Origin of the sequence: Dyella acidiphila, assembly GCF_014863405.1 — a bacterium.
Taxonomy (GTDB): Bacteria; Pseudomonadota; Gammaproteobacteria; order Xanthomonadales; family Rhodanobacteraceae; genus Dyella_B; species Dyella_B acidiphila.
The window spans coordinates 682,192-700,540 of the sequence record NZ_JACZZA010000001.1 but is presented as its reverse complement, the minus strand read 5'-3'; the positions used below and the strand labels follow the sequence as shown (position 1 = coordinate 700,540).

Sequence of the window (18,349 nt, the reverse complement as noted above, 5' to 3'; positions counted from 1 at the left end):
ACATCGCATTTCCGTGACTTGCCCGGGCAGACGCTCTCAAGCCCCAGGGGCGCGCCGCCGATGTGCCTACACAGGTACTCGCACCGTGCGCGAGCACCGGTGGAGGGCAGCACTATGCGTGATCCGCGGTGGTGGGTTGTAAGTGGAGTATTGGTGGCGTCACTGCTATGCGCGCCGGTTGCGGCGGCATCGGGCGGTGGCAATGTCGTGGAAGGCGGCACGATCTCGTTTGTTGGCGCGATCGTCGAACCGACCTGCGGCGTGGCCGTTCAATCGACTGAACTGAATGCCATGGTCGATGCCAGCGTAGCGGCGCAGCACAGCTGCGTTGCTGCCGGAGGGCAGTCGACCGATGTGCAGAGCATTTATGCGCAGAGCGTGGTGCGTCTGTCGGATACCGAACAGGACAAGGTGCTGAATTATTTCAGTGGCTATGTCCGGTCCGGTTCGCCGACGGCGTCAGCGCCTGTGCTGGTGACGCAGACATACGAATAACTACTGGTAGGACATGGTGAAGGTCAGCGTACCAGTCACCTGTCCGGCGGCCACCGGCGTGCCGGTGACGTAGTACTGCGCGAAGTAGGGAACATTCAAGGTTCCCGTCGGCGTGGCGCCCAGGCTTTGCGCCGTGTTGAAGGTGATCGGTTGCTGGCTGCCGTTGAGGATCTGCACGCCGACATTCTTCGCAAAACCAGTGCCGGTGGTCGGCGCGATCACGCCGGTCGCAGTGGCCGCATTGGCGGTCGTCATAGTGATCGACGCGTTAGCGCCGGCCTGGCAGGTCAGCGCGATATTGAATGCGGTCAGGCCCGCCGTGCTGCCCACGCTGGTCAGTGAGCGCGCGTTGACGGTCGGCAGGGTGATGGTCTGGTTGGCCGAGCCGGCCTGGACCGTACAAGCCTGCAGCACCACCGAGCCGCCTGAGATATTCAGGCTGTTACCGGTGTTTACGCTGGATGAGTCCACCGTGCCGCCGGGGATATACCACCAGAACGGTATCAGCGAATTGGACGAGATCGAACCCACCGATGATGCGCTGATGGTGCCGGTAACGATCAGCTGCCCGGTGAACGTCTCGGTCACGGTCCCGCCGTAGGTACCGCTGGTCTTTCCGGCGCCAGCATTGACCGAGCCCACCGGAAAGCCGGCCTGGCTGTTCGGGCCGTCGTTGACACTGCCGCTTTCGCTGGTCGCCTGGGTTGGACTACCGGTGATGATCACACCGATACCGGGGAGATTGGTTGCAAAGGTGATGCCGGGACCGCTGGGTACGTTAGTGGAAGCCAGTGTGGCCAGCGTCTCGCCGGCTTGAATGGTGGTCGTGGTGTTGGACGTCACCCGATTACGGGTGACGATCGGAATATTGCTGCAGGTGAAAGTCATCGTCACCGACTGCGGGCTGCCCAACAGCGTACCCACCGACGCATTCGGTGAAACGGTAACCGCCGGCAAAGTGATCGTGGCGCTGGAAGTGGTGCAGTTTTGCGCCGCCGCGAACGGAGCCCAGCCGAGGCTGGCGCACAGGATCAGCAACCAGGCCAGGGCGCGCAGATGCCGCTGCGCATTGCCATTACGTCCGATCATGGGCCACTCCTGACGGCTTGCGCGACCGCGTCCGGGTTTTCGCAGGTCGCGTCGATCTGTTCATAGGTCTTGGCGTGCGCGCCCTTGGCTATCGGTGCCAGATGGTAGAAGAACGTGCACGATTGCGTGGCGCCAGCATCGTCATGCCAGCGCGCGGTGAGCTGGCCGGCCTGGTTCACGCCGCGCAGCAGGATCTGGCCGGCCTGGCCGACCACGCCGAGCGTAGCGCCTTTTTCGTTGACCACTTCCGCGCCGAACGGCACGGCCTGGCCGTCACGCAGGCGGGCGCGCACGATCAGCGTGCGGCCGCTTTCAGTCTTGAATTTCAGCATCACCACCGCACCGGCGTAAGGAGCGACCTGCACGCTGGTGGAATCGAGCTGCACATCCAGCGGCAGACCCTTGGGATCGATCTGCACGGTGTTGAGGATGTACGGCGTCAGGTTGGGCACGATGGCATAGCCGCCGCCATCCACGCGCGCACCGGCGGAACTGAGCAGGCGCGCGCCGCCGGCGTTGGGCACATAGATGATGCCGACGGTATCGCCCACCGGCTGGCCGAAGGTAATGCCGCCCGGATGCGCGATCACCGAACCGGTCACGCCCACCGATGCCTGCGAGTAGCCCTGGCCATCGCCGTAGCTGGCGCTGAACAGCGCATACGGGCTGCGATAGCCGATATTGGCGGTACCGGCCGCGCCGCTGGAGCTGCCGGCATTGGCATAGGTGGCGGTCGCGCCGTAGTTGAACTGCTCGTCGCTGCCGAACGAGCCGGTGAGCATCGCCTGGTCTTGCGCGCCGGCGTTCTGGTCGTGCGCGACATTGAGCGTGAAGGTCGGCGAATGGCTGCTATGGCCCAGCGGAAGGCTGAAGCTCACCATGTACTCGTTGTCGAAGCGACCGAACGGATCGACCGAGCGCGTGGCGGAAATGCTGTAGTTAAGGCGGTGGAACGAATTGTTGTAGCCGATCTGGAACTGTGTGTTGGTGCCCTTCTGGTTCCAGTAATCGCTGATCGATGCATTGGCATACAGCGAGCCGCCGCTGCTGCCCAGGCGCTGGTTGACGGTCAGCGTAAAGCTGTTGCGCTGCAGTTCCAGGCCGCTGGCGCCAAGCAGCGTGCCGGTGCTGAACGGGTTGCCGGCGAGCGTAGCCTGTTCGGCCGGCGTCAGCACGGTCTGTGCAGTAACGCCATCGACACTCTGCGCGGCGATCGACGGCGGCGTGTAATCGAAGGCGTTGATATTGTGCTGCGCGTAATTGCGCGCTTGCTCGGCGTCGGTAAGGCTCAGGAAGCCGCCGGTGGAATAGCGATAGGCAGCCACCGAAAACGTGGTCTGCGTTTCGGGAATGATCTTGCTATAGGTGATGCGCATGCTCTGGCCGGACTTGGTGTCGTAGCCGGGGATATGCGCCTGGGCGTGGGTCAGGTCGAGTGCGAGTGCGCCGAACTTGGTATTGATCGCTGCGCCGGCCAGCACCGCCGCATAACCGGTCGAGCCGGCAATACCGGCATAGCCGGTCAGAATGTTGTTGAAGCCGTGCTGCGCGGTGGCCTGCAGCACCGGCGGCTTGTTCGAGATCGAGCGATCGATCAGCTGGCCGGCCGCGATGTCAAAGCGCGTGATGCCCGGACGCAGCAACTGCGCCACCGACGCATAGGGAATGACGAAGGTATTCACCTGGCCATTCGCTTCGGTCACGGTTACGTCGAGGTTGCCGCCGTAGCCAGTGGGATACAGGTCGGAAATGGTGAACGGGCCGGGCGCCACCGTGGTCTGGTAGATCAGTACGCCGTTCTGGCGCACCGAGACCTGTGCATTCGTCTGCGCGATACCGTGCACTACCGGCGCATAGCCCTGCAGCGATTGCGGCAGCATGCGGTCGTCGGTGCCCAACTGCACGCCGCGGATGCCGTAGCTGTCGAACACGGCGCCGTCGGTGTAGCTGTCGCCGACGGTCAGCAGCGCGCGCAGCGAAGGCAGGTCGCGCTGTGCATAGGTAAGAATGTTCTGGAACTGCCGGCGCGAAGAGGCGTTGTTGCCGCCCGAATACCAGGTCATGGTGCCGTTCTCGCGGAACAGCCACGAGCCCAGGTTGAAGCCCATGTTCACGCCGAGATAGGTGGTGGTCTGGCTCTGGCCGAGGCTGCTGCTGCGATAGCTGTTGAAGTTGTAGTTCAACATGCCGGCGGTAACGCCGTGGTCCCAGAACTGCGGGCTTACGTAGCCGCGTGCAGCCTGTCCCATATAAGCCTGCGGCACGCTGGTATCCAGGCGCAGGCCGGCGACGTCGAAGGACATGGTGGCGCCGGGGATCACATCGCCGATGGCGACGCAAGCCGCAGGATTTTTCAGGTCGTTGATGACCTGGTCCGACAGCTTGGCCGGGTGCAACTGCAGAATGCCGAGCAGCTTGTCGTCCACGCACGCACTGGCATTGGCCTGCGCGGACTTGTTGGCGAAGCGCACGTTGTCGCGGCCAACCCAGGCGTTATTGAGATAGATGTCCGCGCGATAGTCGCCAGGCAATACCGGGTTGCCATGCTCGAAGCGGGACAGATCGGTGGTGTTCTGGCCGGCGCCGGCCAGCAGGCTGCGATCGAATTCGGCGGGGCCGCCTTCGGCACCTTCCACCGGAGCGGCGGAAGCAGAAGCAGAAGCAGAGGCGGAAGCGTCCACGGCGGCATACGCCAATGCCGTGTTGTGCCAGCCGGCAAGCACGGCGGCAATGCCCGCGCACAACACAAGCCGACGACACGCCGCGCGCATGCGGGCGTGGTTCGGCTGGTGAGTGGGCGCGTGCTGCATCACGGCGCGACGCTGCTCTTGAGCGCGTCGATGGCGCCGTAGTCGTTGATGCTGTCGAACTCGATCGCGTCGCCGACCGCGGCCGCGTGCTTGAGCTCGGGCAGGTCGAGCTTAAGATCCGACATCGGTGCGACCATATTGGTCTTGCCGTTGTAGCTGCTGCCGCTCGACTGCAGCGTCAGCTTGCTGATCGTCACGTAATACGGTGTCGGGTTATGCACGACCAAGGTATAGCCGCCCGCATTGGACGGGCCGGCCTTGAAAGTCAGCGCAGCAGCAGCCTTGATCGGATCGCCGGCCAGTCCGGTCGGGCGATAGAAAAGCTTCAGCCGCGAACGGATCGCCAGCTGCAGGTAATTCTTGCCTTCGGTCTGCGGACCGGTGGGCTTGGGCGGAACGTCGAGCACGTTGAGCCAGAACAGCGACTCGCGATCGCTCGGCAGCGGCTGCTGGCTGTGGGTAAACAGGATGCGCAGGCTCTGATCGCGGTTCGGTTCCATGCGGAACAGCGGCGGCGTGATCAGGAACGGCGTATTGGCCTTGTCCGGGGTGGAATCCTTGTCGCCATTGTCGATCCAGGCTTCGACCAGCGCGGGGCTGGTGTTCTGGTTGGTCAGACGGACGGTCACTTCTCCGTCCTGGGCGGGGAAAATCACGCGCGTGCCGGAAATGATCACGTTGGCGTGGGCCGCCGGCGCGATAAGGCACAAGGTGAGCAGCGCCGTACCGATGGCGCGTACCAGATTTCTCATGATCGGATTTCCTCGGCCGCAGGCTGAGAGCCAGCCAGAATGTCGTGGCCGGCTAGGCCGGCCACGACGGGGTGGTGCTTGCTTACGGATAGGTGATGTCGTAGTTCACCGTGGTGGTGACGCTACCGGCCACAGCCTTGGTGGAGCTGGCGGGCACGACGTACTGCGCGAAGTAGTTCAGCGTGGCGCCCGTGCTGGACGTGGTCACGGCGGCGGTGCTGGCATTCTGCGAACCGGAAGCCGAGCCCAGAGCGATGGCCGTGTTACCGCTGTTCAGCAGCTGCACTTCGACGCCGGTGGCCGAGCCGTTGTTCTTCAGGTTGCCGTCGGCCAGGACGTTGGCGCCCGGCTCGAAGTAGGTGCTGACGGTACCGGAAGCGGAGAAGGTGCAGCCGCTCAGCACGAGCGAGAACGGCGTGTCACCGGCCACGGCACCGGTGCTGGCCAGGGCGCTGGCGGCCACGGTCGGCAGGGTCACGGTGAACGAGGAGCTGCCGCTGCCGTTGCCGTTGATGGTGCAGGTGGACGAGGAGATCTTGCCGTTGATGGTGATCGTGCCGTCGGTGGCGCTGGCCGCCAGCGGCGCGAGAGCTGCCACGCCGAAGGCGGTCAGCAACGCGGCAGTGATAATGGTCTTTTTCATTGCGTTTTCCTTGAGTTACGTGTGTATGTCAGGTGCAGCGGTGAGTGAATCGCTTGCGTGGGCCGGGCGCGTTACCCCGCCCCCTCACGGGCAGGCCCACGCCTTGCATGGTCTGCTGAGCAACAATCGGGCCAAAGAGTGATCCACATCACATTTTCCATCGGACTGGCCCGAATTCCTACACTTCCGTCACGGTGACTTAAGAACTCCCCCGTCGCCCATCAGAAAATTCCGTGATTTGGGTCACAAAGAGGGCTGGATGCCCCGTCCAAATGTGACGCTCTGGGTCCGGTAGCTGTCTCGGCAGGTAGGCCAAACCCCGTTTTGTAAAGCGTGCTTGACATGAAAGACGGGAGGGCCTAGCCTTTCTGTCAAGCACGCTTTACATGCGTGCAGGGGTAGCATCGATCCATGGTCGCGCGCGGTCGCATCGGGCCGCGGCGGAATGCCGCACACGGGGAAGGAGGGGGGTGGCATGACACGCTTTACGCAAAAGCAATACGAGGCCCAGACGCTGTGGGCGATGCTGGTGTACTGCGCGCTGATCCTGTTCGTGTGGCCGTTGCTGCGCGCGCCGATGGCCTTCGGCCTGAAGCTGCTGGGGGCGCTCGCCCCGGCGCTGCCGGTGATCTACCTGATCTTCCTGCTGGCGCGGCGGATCCGCGCCAGCGACGAATTCGAGCAGCGCACCCATCTGGCGGCGCTGGGCGTGGCGGCCGCGGTCACCAGCGTGCTGGGTCTGATCGGCGGCTTCCTCAGCATGGCCAAGGTGGTGCAGCTGGACGGCACGGTACTGATCTGGGTGTTCCCCGTGATCATGTGGAGCTACAGCCTTGCGCGCTGGTACGTGCTGCGCCGCTACGGCGAGCGATCCTGGTGCAGCGAGGAAGCCAGCAGCTGGTACTACCTGCGCTTTGCGCTGCTGGGCGTGGTGGTGATTGCGGTGATCTGGCTCTATCCGCCGGCGCTGGACAGCTATCGCCTCGGCTTCGTCTACGGCACCGCGGGCGGCATCGCGGGGGCAGGCCTGGCGACGGCTTTCATCCGCTGGCGCCGGCAGCGGCAGCGTGACTGATCTGCGTATGCACGACGACGCGTCACTCGCCGCACAGTGCCCAACCCCATGAACAATCTTGTACGTGAACTGCGCGGCGAACGCGGCTGGTCACAGGCCGATCTGGCCCAGCAGCTCGATGTTTCGCGGCAAACCGTCAATGCCATCGAGACGGGCAAGTACGACCCAAGCCTGCCGCTGGCTTTCAAGATCGCACGCCTGTTCGGCATGTCGATCGAAATGATCTTCATACCTGGAGAAGCGTAGGGATGCAGCCTAGAACCGTCATGCGCATAGCCATCGCCGTGGCCGCCCTCGGGGCGATGGCGTACCAGTACGAGCGCAACCAGCAGCCAGCCGCGGCCGCACAGGAAGCACCGGTGCTGACACCAGCGCCGGCACACACCACACCGACAGTGGCGCGCAGCTGGCAGCGCGGCTCGTTCACTTTCAAGCCGTGCGAGCTGGGGCGTCCCGGCAGCGGCGCGACAGCCGGCGCCTGGTGCACCACCTTTGAAGTGCCGGAGAATCGCGACGATCCGCACAGTCGCCGCATCGGCCTGAAACTGGCGATCGCGCGCAGCGATGCGCAGGTGCCCGATCCGGACATGGTGGTACTGCTGGCAGGCGGTCCGGGCGAAGCCGCGACCGAGGGCTGGGTGGTGGCCGCGCCCGAGTTCGACGAAGTGCGCAAGCATCACGACGTGGTGTTGCTCGACCAGCGCGGCACCGGCGGCTCCAATCCGCTCAGCTGCAAGGATGTGGAGAAAGCCAATGCGGACGACAGCTCGCCTTTCACCTTGAACCTGGATGAAGTGCGCAAGGATGTTGCTGCTTGCCTGGCGGAAGTGAAGCAGAAGGCCGATCCGCGCTACTACACCACCACCATCGCCGCGCAGGATCTGGAAGATGTGCGCAAGGCGCTGGGCTCGCCGCAGTTCGATCTGGTCGGCGTTTCCTACGGCACGCGCATGGCCCAGCAATACTTGCGCCGCTATCCCGACAGTGTGCGCAGCGTGGTGCTCGATTCGGCCGTGCCCAACGAGGTGGTGTTGGGCGAGGACATGGCCGGCAATCTCGACAGCGCGCTGACCAAGGATTTCGCCGCGTGTACGGCGGTGCCGGCCTGCAAGCAGCGCTTCGGTGATTCGATGCAGACGCTGTATCAGCTGCGCGATGCGCTGCGCGCCAATCCGCACAAGGTCAGCTTCCGCGATCCGCAGACCTACCAGACGGTGGAACGTCCGCTCAGCGAGTTCTCGCTGGCCGGCCTGGTGCGCATGTTCGCCTATCAGCCGGAGACGGCGGCGTTGCTGCCCCTATCGATCGATGCGGCCGCACATGGCGATGTCGGTCCATTGCTGGGGCAATCCAAATTGCTCAGCAGCGACCTCGGTGGCGATATGAACAGCGGTATGTCGATGAGCGTGATGTGCAGCGAGGATGCCGATCTGCTGCAGCCGCGCCCGCAGGACCAGAATGCGATGCTCGGCAATCACCTGATCGATTCGATCAAGGCGGAGTGCGATGTGTGGCCGCACGGCAGCCGGCCGGCGGATTTTCATACGCCGCTGAAGAGTGACAAGCCGATCCTGATCTTGTCCGGCGAGCTGGATCCGGTAACGCCGCCGCGCTACGGCCAGACCATTCTGGCCGGCCTGAGCAACGGGCGGCAGCTGCTGTTCAAAGGCCAGGGGCATTCCCTGCTCGGCCGTGGCTGCATGCCGCAAGTGCTGGGCAAATTCATCGACAAGCCCGAGCCGAAACAGCTGGATGCGAACTGCCTGGACCAGCTCGGCCCGACCCCGGCATTCATCGATTTCAACGGAGCTTCGCCATGATCGAGGTCAAGGATCTGCACAAGCATTTCGGCACGGTGAAGGCCGTCGACGGTGTCAGCTTCCAGGCGCGCGACGGCGAAATCACCGGTCTGCTCGGGCCCAACGGCGCCGGCAAGACCACCACCTTGCGCATGCTGTACACGCTGATGAATCCGGATCGCGGACAGGTGCTGATCGATGGCATCGATGCTAAGCAAGATGCCCTGGCGGTGCGTCGCCGGCTAGGCGTGCTGCCTGACGCACGTGGCTTGTACAAGCGCCTGACCGCGCGCGAAAACATCGATTATTTCGCGCGCCTGCAGGGGCTGGACGACACGCTGGCGCGCACGCGCCGCGAACAGCTGATCAAGGCGCTGGACATGGCCGATATCGCGGATCGCCGCACCGAGGGCTTTTCGCAGGGCCAGCGCGTGAAGACGGCGATTGCGCGCGCGCTGGTGCACGATCCGAAGAACGTGATTCTGGACGAGCCGACCAACGGCCTCGACGTGATGGCTACGCGCGGCCTGCGCCAATTCATGCAGCATTTGAAGCAGGAAGGGCGCTGCGTGCTGTTCTCCAGCCACATCATGCAAGAGGTGGCGGCGCTGTGTGATCGCATCGTGGTGATCGCGCACGGCCGCGTGGTCGCGGACGAAACGCCGGACGCGCTGCGCGCGCAAACCGGCGAAGCCAATCTGGAGGATGCGTTCGTGAAGATCATCGGTAGCGAAGAGGGACTCGCAGCATGAAAACCACGCTGACCGTCTTCCTCAAGGAAGTGAAGGAAAACCTGCGCGACCGGCGCACCATCACCAGCGCGCTGCTGTATGGGCCGCTGATCGGTCCGGTGATCTTCGTGCTGATCATGAATACCGTACTCACGCGCGAACTCAACAAGGCCGATCAGCCGATCAAGGTACCGGTGATCGGCGCCGAGTACGCGCCGAACATGATCGCCGCACTCAAGCAGCAGGGCCTGTTGCCGCAGCCGGCCATTGCCGATCCGGAAGAGGCGGTGCGCAATCAGGGCGCCGAGGTGGTGCTGCGCATTCCGGCCGATTTCGGTACATCCTGGCGCAAGGGTGAAGCGTCGCAGGTGGAGCTGATCTACGATTCCTCGCAGCGCGATGCCGGCAGTTCGGTGGAGCGCGTGCGGCATATGCTCGATGCGTATATCCGTCGCCAGGGCGCGATGCGACTGGTGGCGCGCGGCTTGGCGCCGACATTGATGGCGCCGGTGACGCTCGACGAGCGCGACCAGTCCACGCCGCAGTCGCGTGCGGGACAGATGTTCGCCATCCTGCCGTACTTCTTCGTGCTCACCGTCTTCATGGGTGGCATGTATCTGGCCATCGACCTTACCGCCGGCGAGCGTGAGCGGCAGTCGCTGGAGCCCTTGTTCGCCAATCCGGTGCCACGCTGGAAAGTACTGCTGGGCAAACTGGCGGCGATCTGTGCGTTCTCGCTGACCAGCCTGTTGATCGGCGTGACCGGTTTCGGCATATGCGGCCGGCTGATTCCTGCGGAGAAGCTGGGCATGGTGATCAACCTCGGTCCGTCGTTCGCCGGCCAGGTGCTGCTGATCATGTTGCCGCTGGTGATTCTGCTGGCATCCCTGCAGACCCTGGTGGCGGCATTTGCCAAGAGTTATCGCGAAGCGCAGACCTATCTGTCGATGCTGATGCTGGTGCCGGCGCTGCCGTCGATCCTGCTGAGCGTGATGCCGGTGAAGGTGGCCGAGTGGATGTATGCGGTGCCCTTGCTCGGCCAGCAGGTGGGCATTACGCAACTTCTGCGCGGCGGTCAGCTGAGCGCGCAGGAGATTGCCACCTGCGTGATTTCCGGGCTGATCGTGGCACTGCTCGCCACCTTGCTGACGGCGCGGGTGTACAGCACGGAACGCCTGGCGATCTCGGCCTGAGCGCCGGGCCGGCCGTCAGGGCCGGCGGCTGTGTGCGAACAGCCAATCGGCCACTGCCTGCGGATGTTCCAGATGCAGGTGGTGGCCGCCGTCCATATGCGTCATGGTGATATTTGCCAGCAGTGCGGCACGCTGCTGCATCGTGGCGGAGGGCAGGTAAGGCGTCTGCGGCTGCGACAACAGCAGTGCAGTGGGCGCCTCGATGCCGGGCAGCAGCGCATGGATCTGGCTTTCCGCCAGGCGCACCGCGCTGGGCCGGGTCAATCGCGGATCGCTGCGCCAGCGGTAGCCGCCTTCGACTTTGCTGAGGCCGCGTTCCACGATCGGGCGTGCCAGCTCCGCGCGCAGGCCGCTGGCCTGTACGCGCGCACTGACTGCCTGATCGATGTTTTCGAATACGCGCAGCGCTTTGCCGCTGGTGCCGGCCGCGGCAAAGGCATCGCGATAACGCTGCAGGGTGTGCGAGCCGTCATCGCCCAGCGGTCCCAGGCCTTCGATCAGATACAGCTGCTCGATGCTTTGCGGTTTCGCCGCCGCCACCATGAGGCGATGCCTGCGCCGAGCGAGTGGCCGAGCAAGGTATAGCGCTCCAGTTGCAAGGCGTCGGCGGCGGCCAGCACGGCGCTGACGTAATCGACGTAGTGATAGTTGATGCCGGCCGGCAGATGGCTGGAGTGGCCATGGCCGGGCAATTCCAGTGCGATCACGCGCCAGCGTTCGGCCAGCAAGGGCGCCAGGAACGCGTAGCTGCCGGCATTGTCCAGCCAGCCGTGCAGGGTCAGCAGCGGCGGCGCATCGGATGCGCCCCAGCTTTGCGCGGTGAGCGTGAGGTGGTGGGACAGCGTGATGCGTTGTTCGGTCGGGAGAGTCACGCGCAGATCCACATGGGCGTCAGGAGAATTCCGGCCAGCCTTGTGCATGCCGCCGGATCAATGCCGCCAGACTGGCGACCTGTTCCGCGCTGTCGTTGAGCGCGGGTATATAGCGCAGCGTTTCGCCGCCGGCGGCGGTGAAGAAATCGCGGTTCTGCATGGCGATTTCCTCCAGCGTTTCCAGGCAGTCCACGGCAAAGCCGGGACAGGCGACGTCGAGCCGCTTTACGCCCTCGCTGGCCAGTTGCTGCACGGTGATGTCGGTGTACGGCTGCAGCCAGGGTTCGCGGCCGACGCGCGACTGGAAGCTCACTATCAGCTGCGTGGGATCCAGGCCGAGCCGCGCGCCAAGTTTCTGCGCGGTGGTTTGGCAGTGGCGGAAATACGGATCGCCTGCATCGACATAGCGCTGCGGAATGCCGTGGAACGACAGCAGCAATTTTTCGCCGCGGCCATGGGCGGCCCACCACTGCTCGATCGAGCGCGCCAGTGCTTCGATATGGCCCGGGTCGTCGTGATAGTCGTTGACGATGCGCAGTTCCGGCGGCCAGCGCAGTTGCCTGAAGGTATCGGCCAGCGCATCGATCACCGAGCCGGTGGAAGTGCCCGAATACTGCGGATACAGCGGCAGCACCAGCAGGCGCCGCACGCCTTCGCGCTGCATCTGCTCGATCGTGCTGCGGATGGACGGCCGGCCATAGCGCATGGCCAGCGCCACCCGGGCCTCCGGCAGTTGCTGCTGCAGGGCCTGGGCAAGCTGCTCGGAACCGACGCGCAGCGGCGATCCCGCTGCAGTCCAGACGCGTGCATAGGCATGCGCGGAACGCGCCGGCCGGATGCGCAGGATCACCCCGTGCAGGATCAGCCACCACAGCCAGCGCGGATACTCGATCACCCGCGGATCGCCCAGAAATTCCGCCAGATACGGACGCAACGCCGCCGCCGTAGGGGCTTCCGGTGTGCCCAGGTTCACCAGCAGTACGCCAGCCTTTGCGGGTTGGTCATGGGATTGGCCGGCAAGACCGGTATAGTGGCTGGGAGGCATTGTGGCGGCCGCGGCGGTAAGCCCGCGAAGTCTGCCATAAGCGCCGCGCACTGCACCGGTATGATGCAGTCCGCCAAACGCTGGCCACCTTTTGACTAATCCGGAGCTGCCCATGTTCAAAGCATCGCTGCGTCGTTTTTCGCTCCTGGCCCTGGCCCTGGCGCTGTTGCTGCCGGTCGCTGCCGTGCATGCCGATGACGATTCCCCGCTGGTGCGCGCACAGAGTGCGGTGCGCGTGCTCAACGAAATCGAGCAGGCGCCGGACAAATCCATCCCCGGCGATCTGCTGCGGGATGCCAAGGCGATCGCGGTGGTGCCGGATGTGCTGAAGGTCGGCTTCGTGTTCGGCGGCCGCCGCGGCGAGGGCCTGATTTCGGTGAAGAATCCCGACGGCACCTGGTCCAATCCCAGCTTCGTGGTGCTGGGCGGCGGCAGCTTCGGCTTCCAGGCCGGCGTGTCCAAGACCGACGTGATCCTGGTGTTCCGTACGCAGCGTGGTGTCGATTCGATCGTCAACGGCAAATTTACGATCGGCGCCGATGCCTCCGCTGCCGCCGGCCCGGTCGGCCGCACCGCGTCGGCCGCCACTGACCAGCAGCTGAAGGCGGAGATCTATTCCTATTCCCGCGCGCGCGGCCTGTTTGCGGGCGTCGCGCTGGACGGTTCGGTGATGAAGATCGATTACGACGCCAATAAGGCGGTCTACGGCCAGGGCATCACGCCGCGGCGCATTTTCGAGGGGGGCGTGAACAACGTTCCTGCGCCGGTCGTCGCCTTCCGCGACGCCCTGGAGGAGTACACTTCACATTGATCCGGAAGCCGGCGGCCGCTTCCCGCGGCCGCAGACGGCGCAATCCGCAACGAGGTTCTCATGGGTTTGGACAGCATTTGGCATTGGGCGATCCTGTTGGTGATCATTTTGCTGGTGTTCGGCACCGGCAAGCTGACCCGGGTGGGCTCCGATCTCGGCAATGCCGTGCGTGGCTTCAAGAAAGCCATGCAGGGCGACGAGGATGAAGAAAAGCGCAAGGCACAGGAAAAGCTGCAGGCCGATCCGCCGCCGGCCGGCACCCAGGCCAATCAGCAGCAGCGCGATTCCAGCGAATCGAAATAACCGGACAGGAATGGCACCGTGATTGAGATCAGCCTCGGCAAGCTGGTGTTGCTGGCGCTGATCGCGCTGATCGTGCTTGGCCCCGAAAAACTGCCCCAAGCCGCACGCACGGCCGGCGCCCTGATGCGCCGCCTGCGCTCCGGCTGGGATAGCGTGCGCGCCGAGGTCGAGCGCGAACTGGAAATCGAAGAACTCAAGCGCACCGCGCGCGAGGCGGCGGCCCGCGCCGAAGCCATGCAGACCGAGATGAACAAGACCGCGCGCGACACCCGCGAGCAGATGACGTCGGCGGCTACCGAGGTGCGCAACGAAGTGCGTGAGACCGTCGACGAAGTGAAGAAAGATGTCGTGCCGGCTGCCGTGCCGGCCACCGTGTCGGTCGATGCACCGACAGACGCGCCGAAGGAACCCACGCATGGCAGCGTCTGAACCCGAAGCAGAGCTGGAACAGGGGCTGTTTTCGCATTTGCTGGAATTGCGCACGCGCCTGATCAAGGCGATCGTGGCGGTGGTGATCGTGCTGGCGGCGCTGGTGCCGTTCGCCAATCGCCTGTACGCCTTGCTGGCCGAGCCGCTGGTATCGCGCCTGCCGCAAGGCGCGCATTTGATCGCTACCGAAGTGGCCAGTCCGTTCGTTACGCCGCTGAAGCTGGCGGCGTATACCGCCTTGTTTATCAGCATGCCGGTGGTGCTGTACCAGCTGTGGGCGTTCGTCAGTCCTGGCTTGTACAAGCATGAGAAGCGGCTGGCGCGGCCGCTGCTGATCGCCGCGATGGTGCTGTTCTATATCGGCTGCGCGTTCGCCTATTTCCTGGTGCTGCCGGCCGCGTTCCGCTTTCTTACGGCGGTAACGCCGCAGGGCGTGGAGATGATGACCGACATCACCCATTACCTGGATTTCGTGACGCTGATGTTCTTCGCCTTCGGCCTGTGCTTCGAAGTGCCGGTGGCGGTGGTGATTCTTGCCGCGGTAGGCATCGTCGACCTGGACAAGCTGCGCAAGGGCCGCCGCTACGCGATGGTGGGCGCGTTCGCGATCGCCGCGGTGGTGACGCCGCCGGATATCACCTCGATGATCATGCTGGCCATTCCGATGTGCCTGCTCTACGAACTGGGCGTGCTGGCCGTGCGCTGGCTACTGAAGCCGGCGGCCGCTGCAACCTCAGCCTGATCCGATGAATCCAGCCAAGACTTCCCGCCTGCCGGAACCTTCCGCGGACGAACGCGCGCATTCCGAGCAACTGCTGCAGCATCTGCGCGAACAGATTGCCGCACGCGGCCCGATGCCGTTCTCGCAATACATGGAGCGCTGCCTGTATGCGCCGGGCCTGGGCTACTACAGCGCCGGCAAGACCAAGTTCGGCGAGGCCGGCGATTTCATTACCGCGCCGGAACTCGGCGAGCTGTTCGCGCGTTGCGTCGTGCATTGCGTGCAGCCGAGCATGGCCCTGCTGGGCGGCGATGCCGATTTCCTCGAGCTGGGCGGCGGCAGCGGAGCGTTTGCGGAAGCGGCGCTGCGCGCGTTTGCCGAAAGCGGCGTGTTGCCGCGCCGCTATCTGATCCTCGAACCCAGCGCCGATCTGCGCGAGCGACAGCGCGAACGCATGGCGGCGGCATTGCCGTCGGAACTGGCGGCGCGGGTAGTGTGGATCGATCGTCCGCCCGAACAAAACTGGCACGGCGTGCTGTTCGCCAATGAAGTGATCGATGCGCTGCCGACCACGCGCTTCGTGCTGCGCCATGGCGAGGTGTGCGAAGAGCATGTCGCGCTCGATGGAGAGGCTCGGCTGTTGCGGGTCGATCGCCCGGCCGATGCGCTGGTATCGGGCGCGGTGCGCCATGTCGAGCGCGATCTGCAGCGCGAATTCGAAGATGGCTATCGCTCGGAAATCCTGCCGCAGCTGCCGTACTGGATCCAGGCGATCGCCGGCTCGCTCGAAGCTGGGCTGATGCTGTTCGTCGACTACGGCTACGTGCGGCGCGAGTTTTATCTGCCGGAGCGCCAGGACGGTACCTTGATGGCGCACTATCGTCATCGCGCGCACAGCGATCCGTTCTATCTGCCTGGCCTGAACGATCTCACCGCCTCGGTCGATTTCACCGCGCTGGCCGAGGCCGGCAACAGCGCCGGCTTCGGTGTGGCGGCCTATCTGCCGCAGGCGCAATTCCTGATTGCAGCGGGACTGCAGCAGGTGTTCGAGCAGGCTTATGAACACGCCGACGACACGGCACGCCTGCGCCTTGCGCAGCAGGTGCGCAAGCTGACGCTGCCCGATCAGATGGGCGAACGTTTCCAGGCCATGCTGTTTGCCAAGGGGCTGCCTGCGTTGCCGCTACCGGCTGAATTGCTGGCGGCTGATCAGGGCGGCAGGCTCTGATCGGCTTTTAAGCGCTGCGGCCAAGCTGGCGGTATCGGCAGGTTGCTTCCTGGCGGTCATTCCCGCTTCCGCAGGAATGACCGCAAAAAGGCGATGGCCGAGGGCCGTTCGCGCTAATGCGCAGCGCCCGCCGTGCTCGCCGCCGCAGGCACGGAGCTGGCCGGCGCCGGCGCGGAGACCACCGGCGTTGCATCGGATGCCTGACGCGTCAGCATGCCGTGCTTGAACATATAGCTGGCCACCTGATAGTCGGCAGTGGCGTTGTCCAGATCATCCTGATTGATGCTCGCCACCGGCGTGGCATCACCGGTATCGAAATCGGGATTGACCTGCTCCACCTTGCGCTGCGGCTCGAGAATGCTCAGCACCTTGCCATGCAGGTAGCCCAGCTTTTCATAAGTGGCGGGGAAGGCATGCTCCTGGCCGGGCGACAGGTGGAACACGTCATGGCCGAAGAAACGGCTGCGGTAGCTGAAATTGAGCAGGCCGAGCAGGGTGGTGGGAATATCGATCTGCCCCATCTGCGTCTCGATGCGCTGCGGCGGGAAGTGCTTGGGTGCGTAGATCCATAGCGGGATGTGGTAGCGATCGATCGGCACGCTGCTGCGGCCGGCGCTGGAGGCGCAATGGTCGGCCGTGATCACGAACACGGTGTCATCGAAATAGGGCTTGGCCTGCGCGCGCTTGATGAAGTCGACGATCGACCAGTCGGTATAGGCAATGGCGCCCTCGCGCGTACCGTTGCGCTGGCTGACGCGCCCGGCCGGGAAGGTGAAGGGGCGATGGTTGGAGGTGGTCATGATGTGCAGGAAGAACGGCTTGCCCTGCGCATGGATGGCGTCCATCTGGCTGAGCGCCAGCGTGTAGAGATCTTCGTCGGCAACACCCCAGACATTCTGGCCGTGGATCGGCATGTCCTTGGGAATGGAGCTGCGATCGACGATCTGGTAGCCGCTGTGGCTGAAGAAATAATTCATGTTGTCGAAGTAGCCGTAGCCGCCGTACACGAACTGCGACACGTAGCCGTGCTGGTCGAAGATCCGGCCCAGCGACAGCAAGTCTTCGTTATGCGCCTGCTTGAGGATGGAATCGCCCGGCGTGGGCGGGATCGACATCGACAGCGCTTCCAGGCCGCGCACGGTGCGCGTGCCGTTGGCGTACATGTGATCGAAGAACAGGCTTTGTCCGACCAGCGCATCCAGGTTCGGCGTGATATCGCCGTGGCTGGAGCCGAAGGTCTTGAGGAAATCGGCAGAAAGACTTTCCACGCTGATCAGCACCACGTTCAGATGCTGCTCGGGGCCGGCGTGCCGGATCTCGCGGGTAAGGTCCTGCGGATCGTTGCTGACATAGGTGGCGTCGGGCGTCTGCAACTGGCTATGTACGCGCGCGAAGGCCTGATCGAGCGGCAGCGTGCGGTAGAAGCGGTCGTAATCCAGGTGGCTGCTGCGGAAGGCGGCGAAAAACTGGTAGATGCCGTTGCCGGCCAGCTCGTTGACATAGGTATTGCTGGTGAGGTCCTTGGTGGAGCTGTTGACCGCAAACAGCGACACCACGGTCAGCGCGAACCACACCGCCACCACCTTGCTGCGCTGGGCGAAGCGCGTGCCCTGATCGCGCGTGCGCAATGCGCCGCGCGAGAGCAGCAGCACCGCAATGGCCACGATGGCCAGCAGGCTCAGCCAGCGGCCGATCGGGTAGGACTCGCGGATGTTGTCCACCACTTCGGTGGTGTAGACCAGGTAATCCACCGCGATGAAGTTGAAGCGCACGCCGAACTCGTTCCAGAACACCAGCTCGGAGGCGGCGACGAACATCAGGCCGAACAGCAGCAGCAGGCACAGCACATACAGTCCGCGCTGGCCGCTGCGCGCGCCATAGGCGAGCGCCGGCATCGGTAGGAAGAACAGGAATACCAGCAGCACCGGCCAGACATCGGCGATGGCGGCATGGATGGCCAGATGCAGCCCGAACAGGGTCAGCGCGTAAAGCACCGCCAGCAGCAGCACATACAGGGCCCATTGCTTGCCGCTGGAAATCAGCGGCCGGCGCGAGGGCACGATCCACAGGAACAGCAGCAGCGGCCAGGCCACGTACAGCAGCGCGATCAGGTCCGAGCACAGCCCCACGCCGAAGGCGAACAGCCAGTCCAGCGGGTCGTGCGGCACGCCCTTGCCGGTCATCACCAGCAGCGCGATACGGGTCAGGGCACCCAGCACGACATAGACGATGCCGAGCCACCAGAGGGGCCGAAAACGTTCGCGCAGCGAGGCATGGGAGGAAAAGGTCAACGACACGGCGTGCTCCGGTCAGGGGCGGCAATCAAACAATCGGTGCTTTATACGCCGAAGGA

At 64.4% G+C, this 18,349-nt stretch carries 19 protein-coding genes; 11 read left to right on the top strand and 8 right to left on the bottom strand.

The features are described from left to right. Nucleotides 1-153: 153 nt before the first annotated feature. Nucleotides 154-495 carry a hypothetical protein gene (locus IGX34_RS03215; RefSeq protein ID WP_192554208.1) on the top strand — a complete coding sequence of 114 codons (342 nt, stop codon included), beginning with the start codon at nucleotides 154-156 and terminating at the stop codon, nucleotides 493-495. Here the strand turns inward: IGX34_RS03215 and IGX34_RS03210 are convergent, their stop codons facing one another. The 4 genes from IGX34_RS03210 to IGX34_RS03195 form a co-directional block, all read right to left on the bottom strand. Beyond that, a complete protein-coding gene (locus IGX34_RS03210; protein ID WP_192554207.1) occupies nucleotides 496-1,584 on the bottom strand; it encodes a fimbrial protein in 1,089 nt (362 codons plus the stop codon). Then, nucleotides 1,581-4,394: a fimbria/pilus outer membrane usher protein gene (locus IGX34_RS03205; protein WP_192554508.1), complete on the bottom strand. Its 2,814-nt coding sequence runs from the start codon at nucleotides 4,392-4,394 to the stop codon at nucleotides 1,581-1,583. The genes IGX34_RS03210 and IGX34_RS03205 overlap by 4 nt, the downstream gene beginning before the upstream one ends. Next, nucleotides 4,394-5,146 carry a fimbrial biogenesis chaperone gene (locus IGX34_RS03200; protein ID WP_192554206.1) on the bottom strand — a complete coding sequence of 251 codons (753 nt, stop codon included), beginning with the start codon at nucleotides 5,144-5,146 and terminating at the stop codon, nucleotides 4,394-4,396. The genes IGX34_RS03205 and IGX34_RS03200 overlap by 1 nt, the downstream gene beginning before the upstream one ends. A gap of 82 nt (nucleotides 5,147-5,228) precedes the next feature. Further along, nucleotides 5,229-5,789 (bottom strand): fimbrial protein, encoded by a 561-nt coding sequence (locus IGX34_RS03195; RefSeq protein ID WP_192554205.1) that lies wholly within the window; start codon nucleotides 5,787-5,789, stop codon nucleotides 5,229-5,231. A 475-nt stretch (nucleotides 5,790-6,264) separates the two neighbouring features. On the opposite strand from IGX34_RS03195, the gene IGX34_RS03190 reads away from it, so the two are divergent. Genes IGX34_RS03190 through IGX34_RS03170 form a run of 5 tightly spaced genes read left to right on the top strand, consistent with a single transcriptional unit; the run spans nucleotide 6,265 to nucleotide 10,587 of the window. Continuing rightward, nucleotides 6,265-6,864 carry a hypothetical protein gene (locus IGX34_RS03190; RefSeq protein WP_192554204.1) on the top strand — a complete coding sequence of 200 codons (600 nt, stop codon included), beginning with the start codon at nucleotides 6,265-6,267 and terminating at the stop codon, nucleotides 6,862-6,864. Between the two features lie 48 nt (nucleotides 6,865-6,912). Further along, nucleotides 6,913-7,110, top strand: coding sequence for a helix-turn-helix transcriptional regulator (locus IGX34_RS03185; protein WP_192554203.1), 198 nt, complete (start codon nucleotides 6,913-6,915; stop codon nucleotides 7,108-7,110). Between the two features lie 20 nt (nucleotides 7,111-7,130). After that, nucleotides 7,131-8,684 (top strand): alpha/beta fold hydrolase, encoded by a 1,554-nt coding sequence (locus IGX34_RS03180; protein ID WP_225737159.1) that lies wholly within the window; start codon nucleotides 7,131-7,133, stop codon nucleotides 8,682-8,684. Beyond that, nucleotides 8,681-9,415, top strand: coding sequence for an ABC transporter ATP-binding protein (locus IGX34_RS03175; protein WP_192554201.1), 735 nt, complete (start codon nucleotides 8,681-8,683; stop codon nucleotides 9,413-9,415). Before IGX34_RS03180 ends, IGX34_RS03175 begins: the two co-directional genes overlap by 4 nt. Continuing rightward, nucleotides 9,412-10,587, top strand: coding sequence for an ABC transporter permease (locus IGX34_RS03170; protein WP_192554200.1), 1,176 nt, complete (start codon nucleotides 9,412-9,414; stop codon nucleotides 10,585-10,587). The genes IGX34_RS03175 and IGX34_RS03170 overlap by 4 nt, the downstream gene beginning before the upstream one ends. Nucleotides 10,588-10,602: 15 nt before the next feature. Here the strand turns inward: IGX34_RS03170 and IGX34_RS21980 are convergent, their stop codons facing one another. Genes IGX34_RS21980 through hemH form a run of 3 tightly spaced genes read right to left on the bottom strand, consistent with a single transcriptional unit; the run spans nucleotide 10,603 to nucleotide 12,504 of the window. Next, nucleotides 10,603-11,130, bottom strand: a complete 528-nt coding sequence (locus IGX34_RS21980) for an alpha/beta fold hydrolase (protein WP_225737158.1) — start codon at nucleotides 11,128-11,130, stop codon at nucleotides 10,603-10,605. Beyond that, a complete protein-coding gene (locus IGX34_RS21975; RefSeq protein WP_338015401.1) occupies nucleotides 11,085-11,459 on the bottom strand; it encodes an alpha/beta fold hydrolase in 375 nt (124 codons plus the stop codon). Before IGX34_RS21975 ends, IGX34_RS21980 begins: the two co-directional genes overlap by 46 nt. A 19-nt stretch (nucleotides 11,460-11,478) precedes the next feature. Next, nucleotides 11,479-12,504, bottom strand: coding sequence for a ferrochelatase (gene hemH / locus IGX34_RS03160; RefSeq protein WP_192554199.1), 1,026 nt, complete (start codon nucleotides 12,502-12,504; stop codon nucleotides 11,479-11,481). A 112-nt stretch (nucleotides 12,505-12,616) separates the two neighbouring features. On the opposite strand from hemH, the gene IGX34_RS03155 reads away from it, so the two are divergent. The 5 genes from IGX34_RS03155 to IGX34_RS03135 are packed head-to-tail and all read left to right on the top strand — an operon-like array spanning nucleotide 12,617 to nucleotide 15,996. Next, a complete protein-coding gene (locus tag IGX34_RS03155; protein ID WP_192554198.1) occupies nucleotides 12,617-13,315 on the top strand; it encodes a lipid-binding SYLF domain-containing protein in 699 nt (232 codons plus the stop codon). A 60-nt stretch (nucleotides 13,316-13,375) separates the two neighbouring features. After that, on the top strand, nucleotides 13,376-13,618 hold the full coding sequence (gene tatA / locus IGX34_RS03150; RefSeq protein ID WP_192554197.1) for a Sec-independent protein translocase subunit TatA: 243 nt from the start codon (nucleotides 13,376-13,378) through the stop codon (nucleotides 13,616-13,618). An 18-nt stretch (nucleotides 13,619-13,636) separates the two neighbouring features. Beyond that, nucleotides 13,637-14,047 (top strand): Sec-independent protein translocase protein TatB, encoded by a 411-nt coding sequence (tatB, locus tag IGX34_RS03145; protein ID WP_192554196.1) that lies wholly within the window; start codon nucleotides 13,637-13,639, stop codon nucleotides 14,045-14,047. Continuing rightward, the gene (tatC, locus tag IGX34_RS03140) at nucleotides 14,034-14,789 is read left to right on the top strand and encodes a twin-arginine translocase subunit TatC (protein WP_192554195.1); all 756 of its coding nucleotides are present in this window, start codon (nucleotides 14,034-14,036) and stop codon (nucleotides 14,787-14,789) included. Before tatB ends, tatC begins: the two co-directional genes overlap by 14 nt. A gap of 4 nt (nucleotides 14,790-14,793) precedes the next feature. Then, a complete protein-coding gene (locus tag IGX34_RS03135; RefSeq protein ID WP_192554194.1) occupies nucleotides 14,794-15,996 on the top strand; it encodes a class I SAM-dependent methyltransferase in 1,203 nt (400 codons plus the stop codon). 113 nt (nucleotides 15,997-16,109) lie between these two features. On the opposite strand, the gene IGX34_RS03130 is transcribed toward IGX34_RS03135, so the two are convergent. Then, nucleotides 16,110-18,293: a sulfatase-like hydrolase/transferase gene (locus IGX34_RS03130; RefSeq protein ID WP_192554193.1), complete on the bottom strand. Its 2,184-nt coding sequence runs from the start codon at nucleotides 18,291-18,293 to the stop codon at nucleotides 16,110-16,112. Between the last annotated feature and the right edge of the window lie 56 nt (nucleotides 18,294-18,349).

Excerpts from the sequence above, each read along its gene's own strand:
- IGX34_RS03210 (WP_192554207.1), bottom strand. The coding sequence starts at position 1,584 with ATGATCGGACGTAATGGCAATGCGCAGCGGCATCTGCGCGCCCTGGCC.
- IGX34_RS03205 (WP_192554508.1), bottom strand. The coding sequence starts at position 4,394 with ATGCAGCACGCGCCCACTCACCAGCCGAACCACGCCCGCATGCGCGCG.
- IGX34_RS03200 (WP_192554206.1), bottom strand. The coding sequence starts at position 5,146 with ATGAGAAATCTGGTACGCGCCATCGGTACGGCGCTGCTCACCTTGTGC.
- IGX34_RS03195 (WP_192554205.1), bottom strand. The coding sequence starts at position 5,789 with ATGAAAAAGACCATTATCACTGCCGCGTTGCTGACCGCCTTCGGCGTG.
- IGX34_RS03190 (WP_192554204.1), top strand. The coding sequence starts at position 6,265 with ATGACACGCTTTACGCAAAAGCAATACGAGGCCCAGACGCTGTGGGCG.
- IGX34_RS03185 (WP_192554203.1), top strand. The coding sequence starts at position 6,913 with ATGAACAATCTTGTACGTGAACTGCGCGGCGAACGCGGCTGGTCACAG.
- IGX34_RS03180 (WP_225737159.1), top strand. The coding sequence starts at position 7,131 with ATGCGCATAGCCATCGCCGTGGCCGCCCTCGGGGCGATGGCGTACCAG.
- IGX34_RS03175 (WP_192554201.1), top strand. The coding sequence starts at position 8,681 with ATGATCGAGGTCAAGGATCTGCACAAGCATTTCGGCACGGTGAAGGCC.
- IGX34_RS03170 (WP_192554200.1), top strand. The coding sequence starts at position 9,412 with ATGAAAACCACGCTGACCGTCTTCCTCAAGGAAGTGAAGGAAAACCTG.
- IGX34_RS21980 (WP_225737158.1), bottom strand. The coding sequence starts at position 11,130 with ATGGTGGCGGCGGCGAAACCGCAAAGCATCGAGCAGCTGTATCTGATC.
- hemH (WP_192554199.1), bottom strand. The coding sequence starts at position 12,504 with ATGCCTCCCAGCCACTATACCGGTCTTGCCGGCCAATCCCATGACCAA.
- IGX34_RS03155 (WP_192554198.1), top strand. The coding sequence starts at position 12,617 with ATGTTCAAAGCATCGCTGCGTCGTTTTTCGCTCCTGGCCCTGGCCCTG.
- tatA (WP_192554197.1), top strand. The coding sequence starts at position 13,376 with ATGGGTTTGGACAGCATTTGGCATTGGGCGATCCTGTTGGTGATCATT.
- tatC (WP_192554195.1), top strand. The coding sequence starts at position 14,034 with ATGGCAGCGTCTGAACCCGAAGCAGAGCTGGAACAGGGGCTGTTTTCG.
- IGX34_RS03135 (WP_192554194.1), top strand. The coding sequence starts at position 14,794 with ATGAATCCAGCCAAGACTTCCCGCCTGCCGGAACCTTCCGCGGACGAA.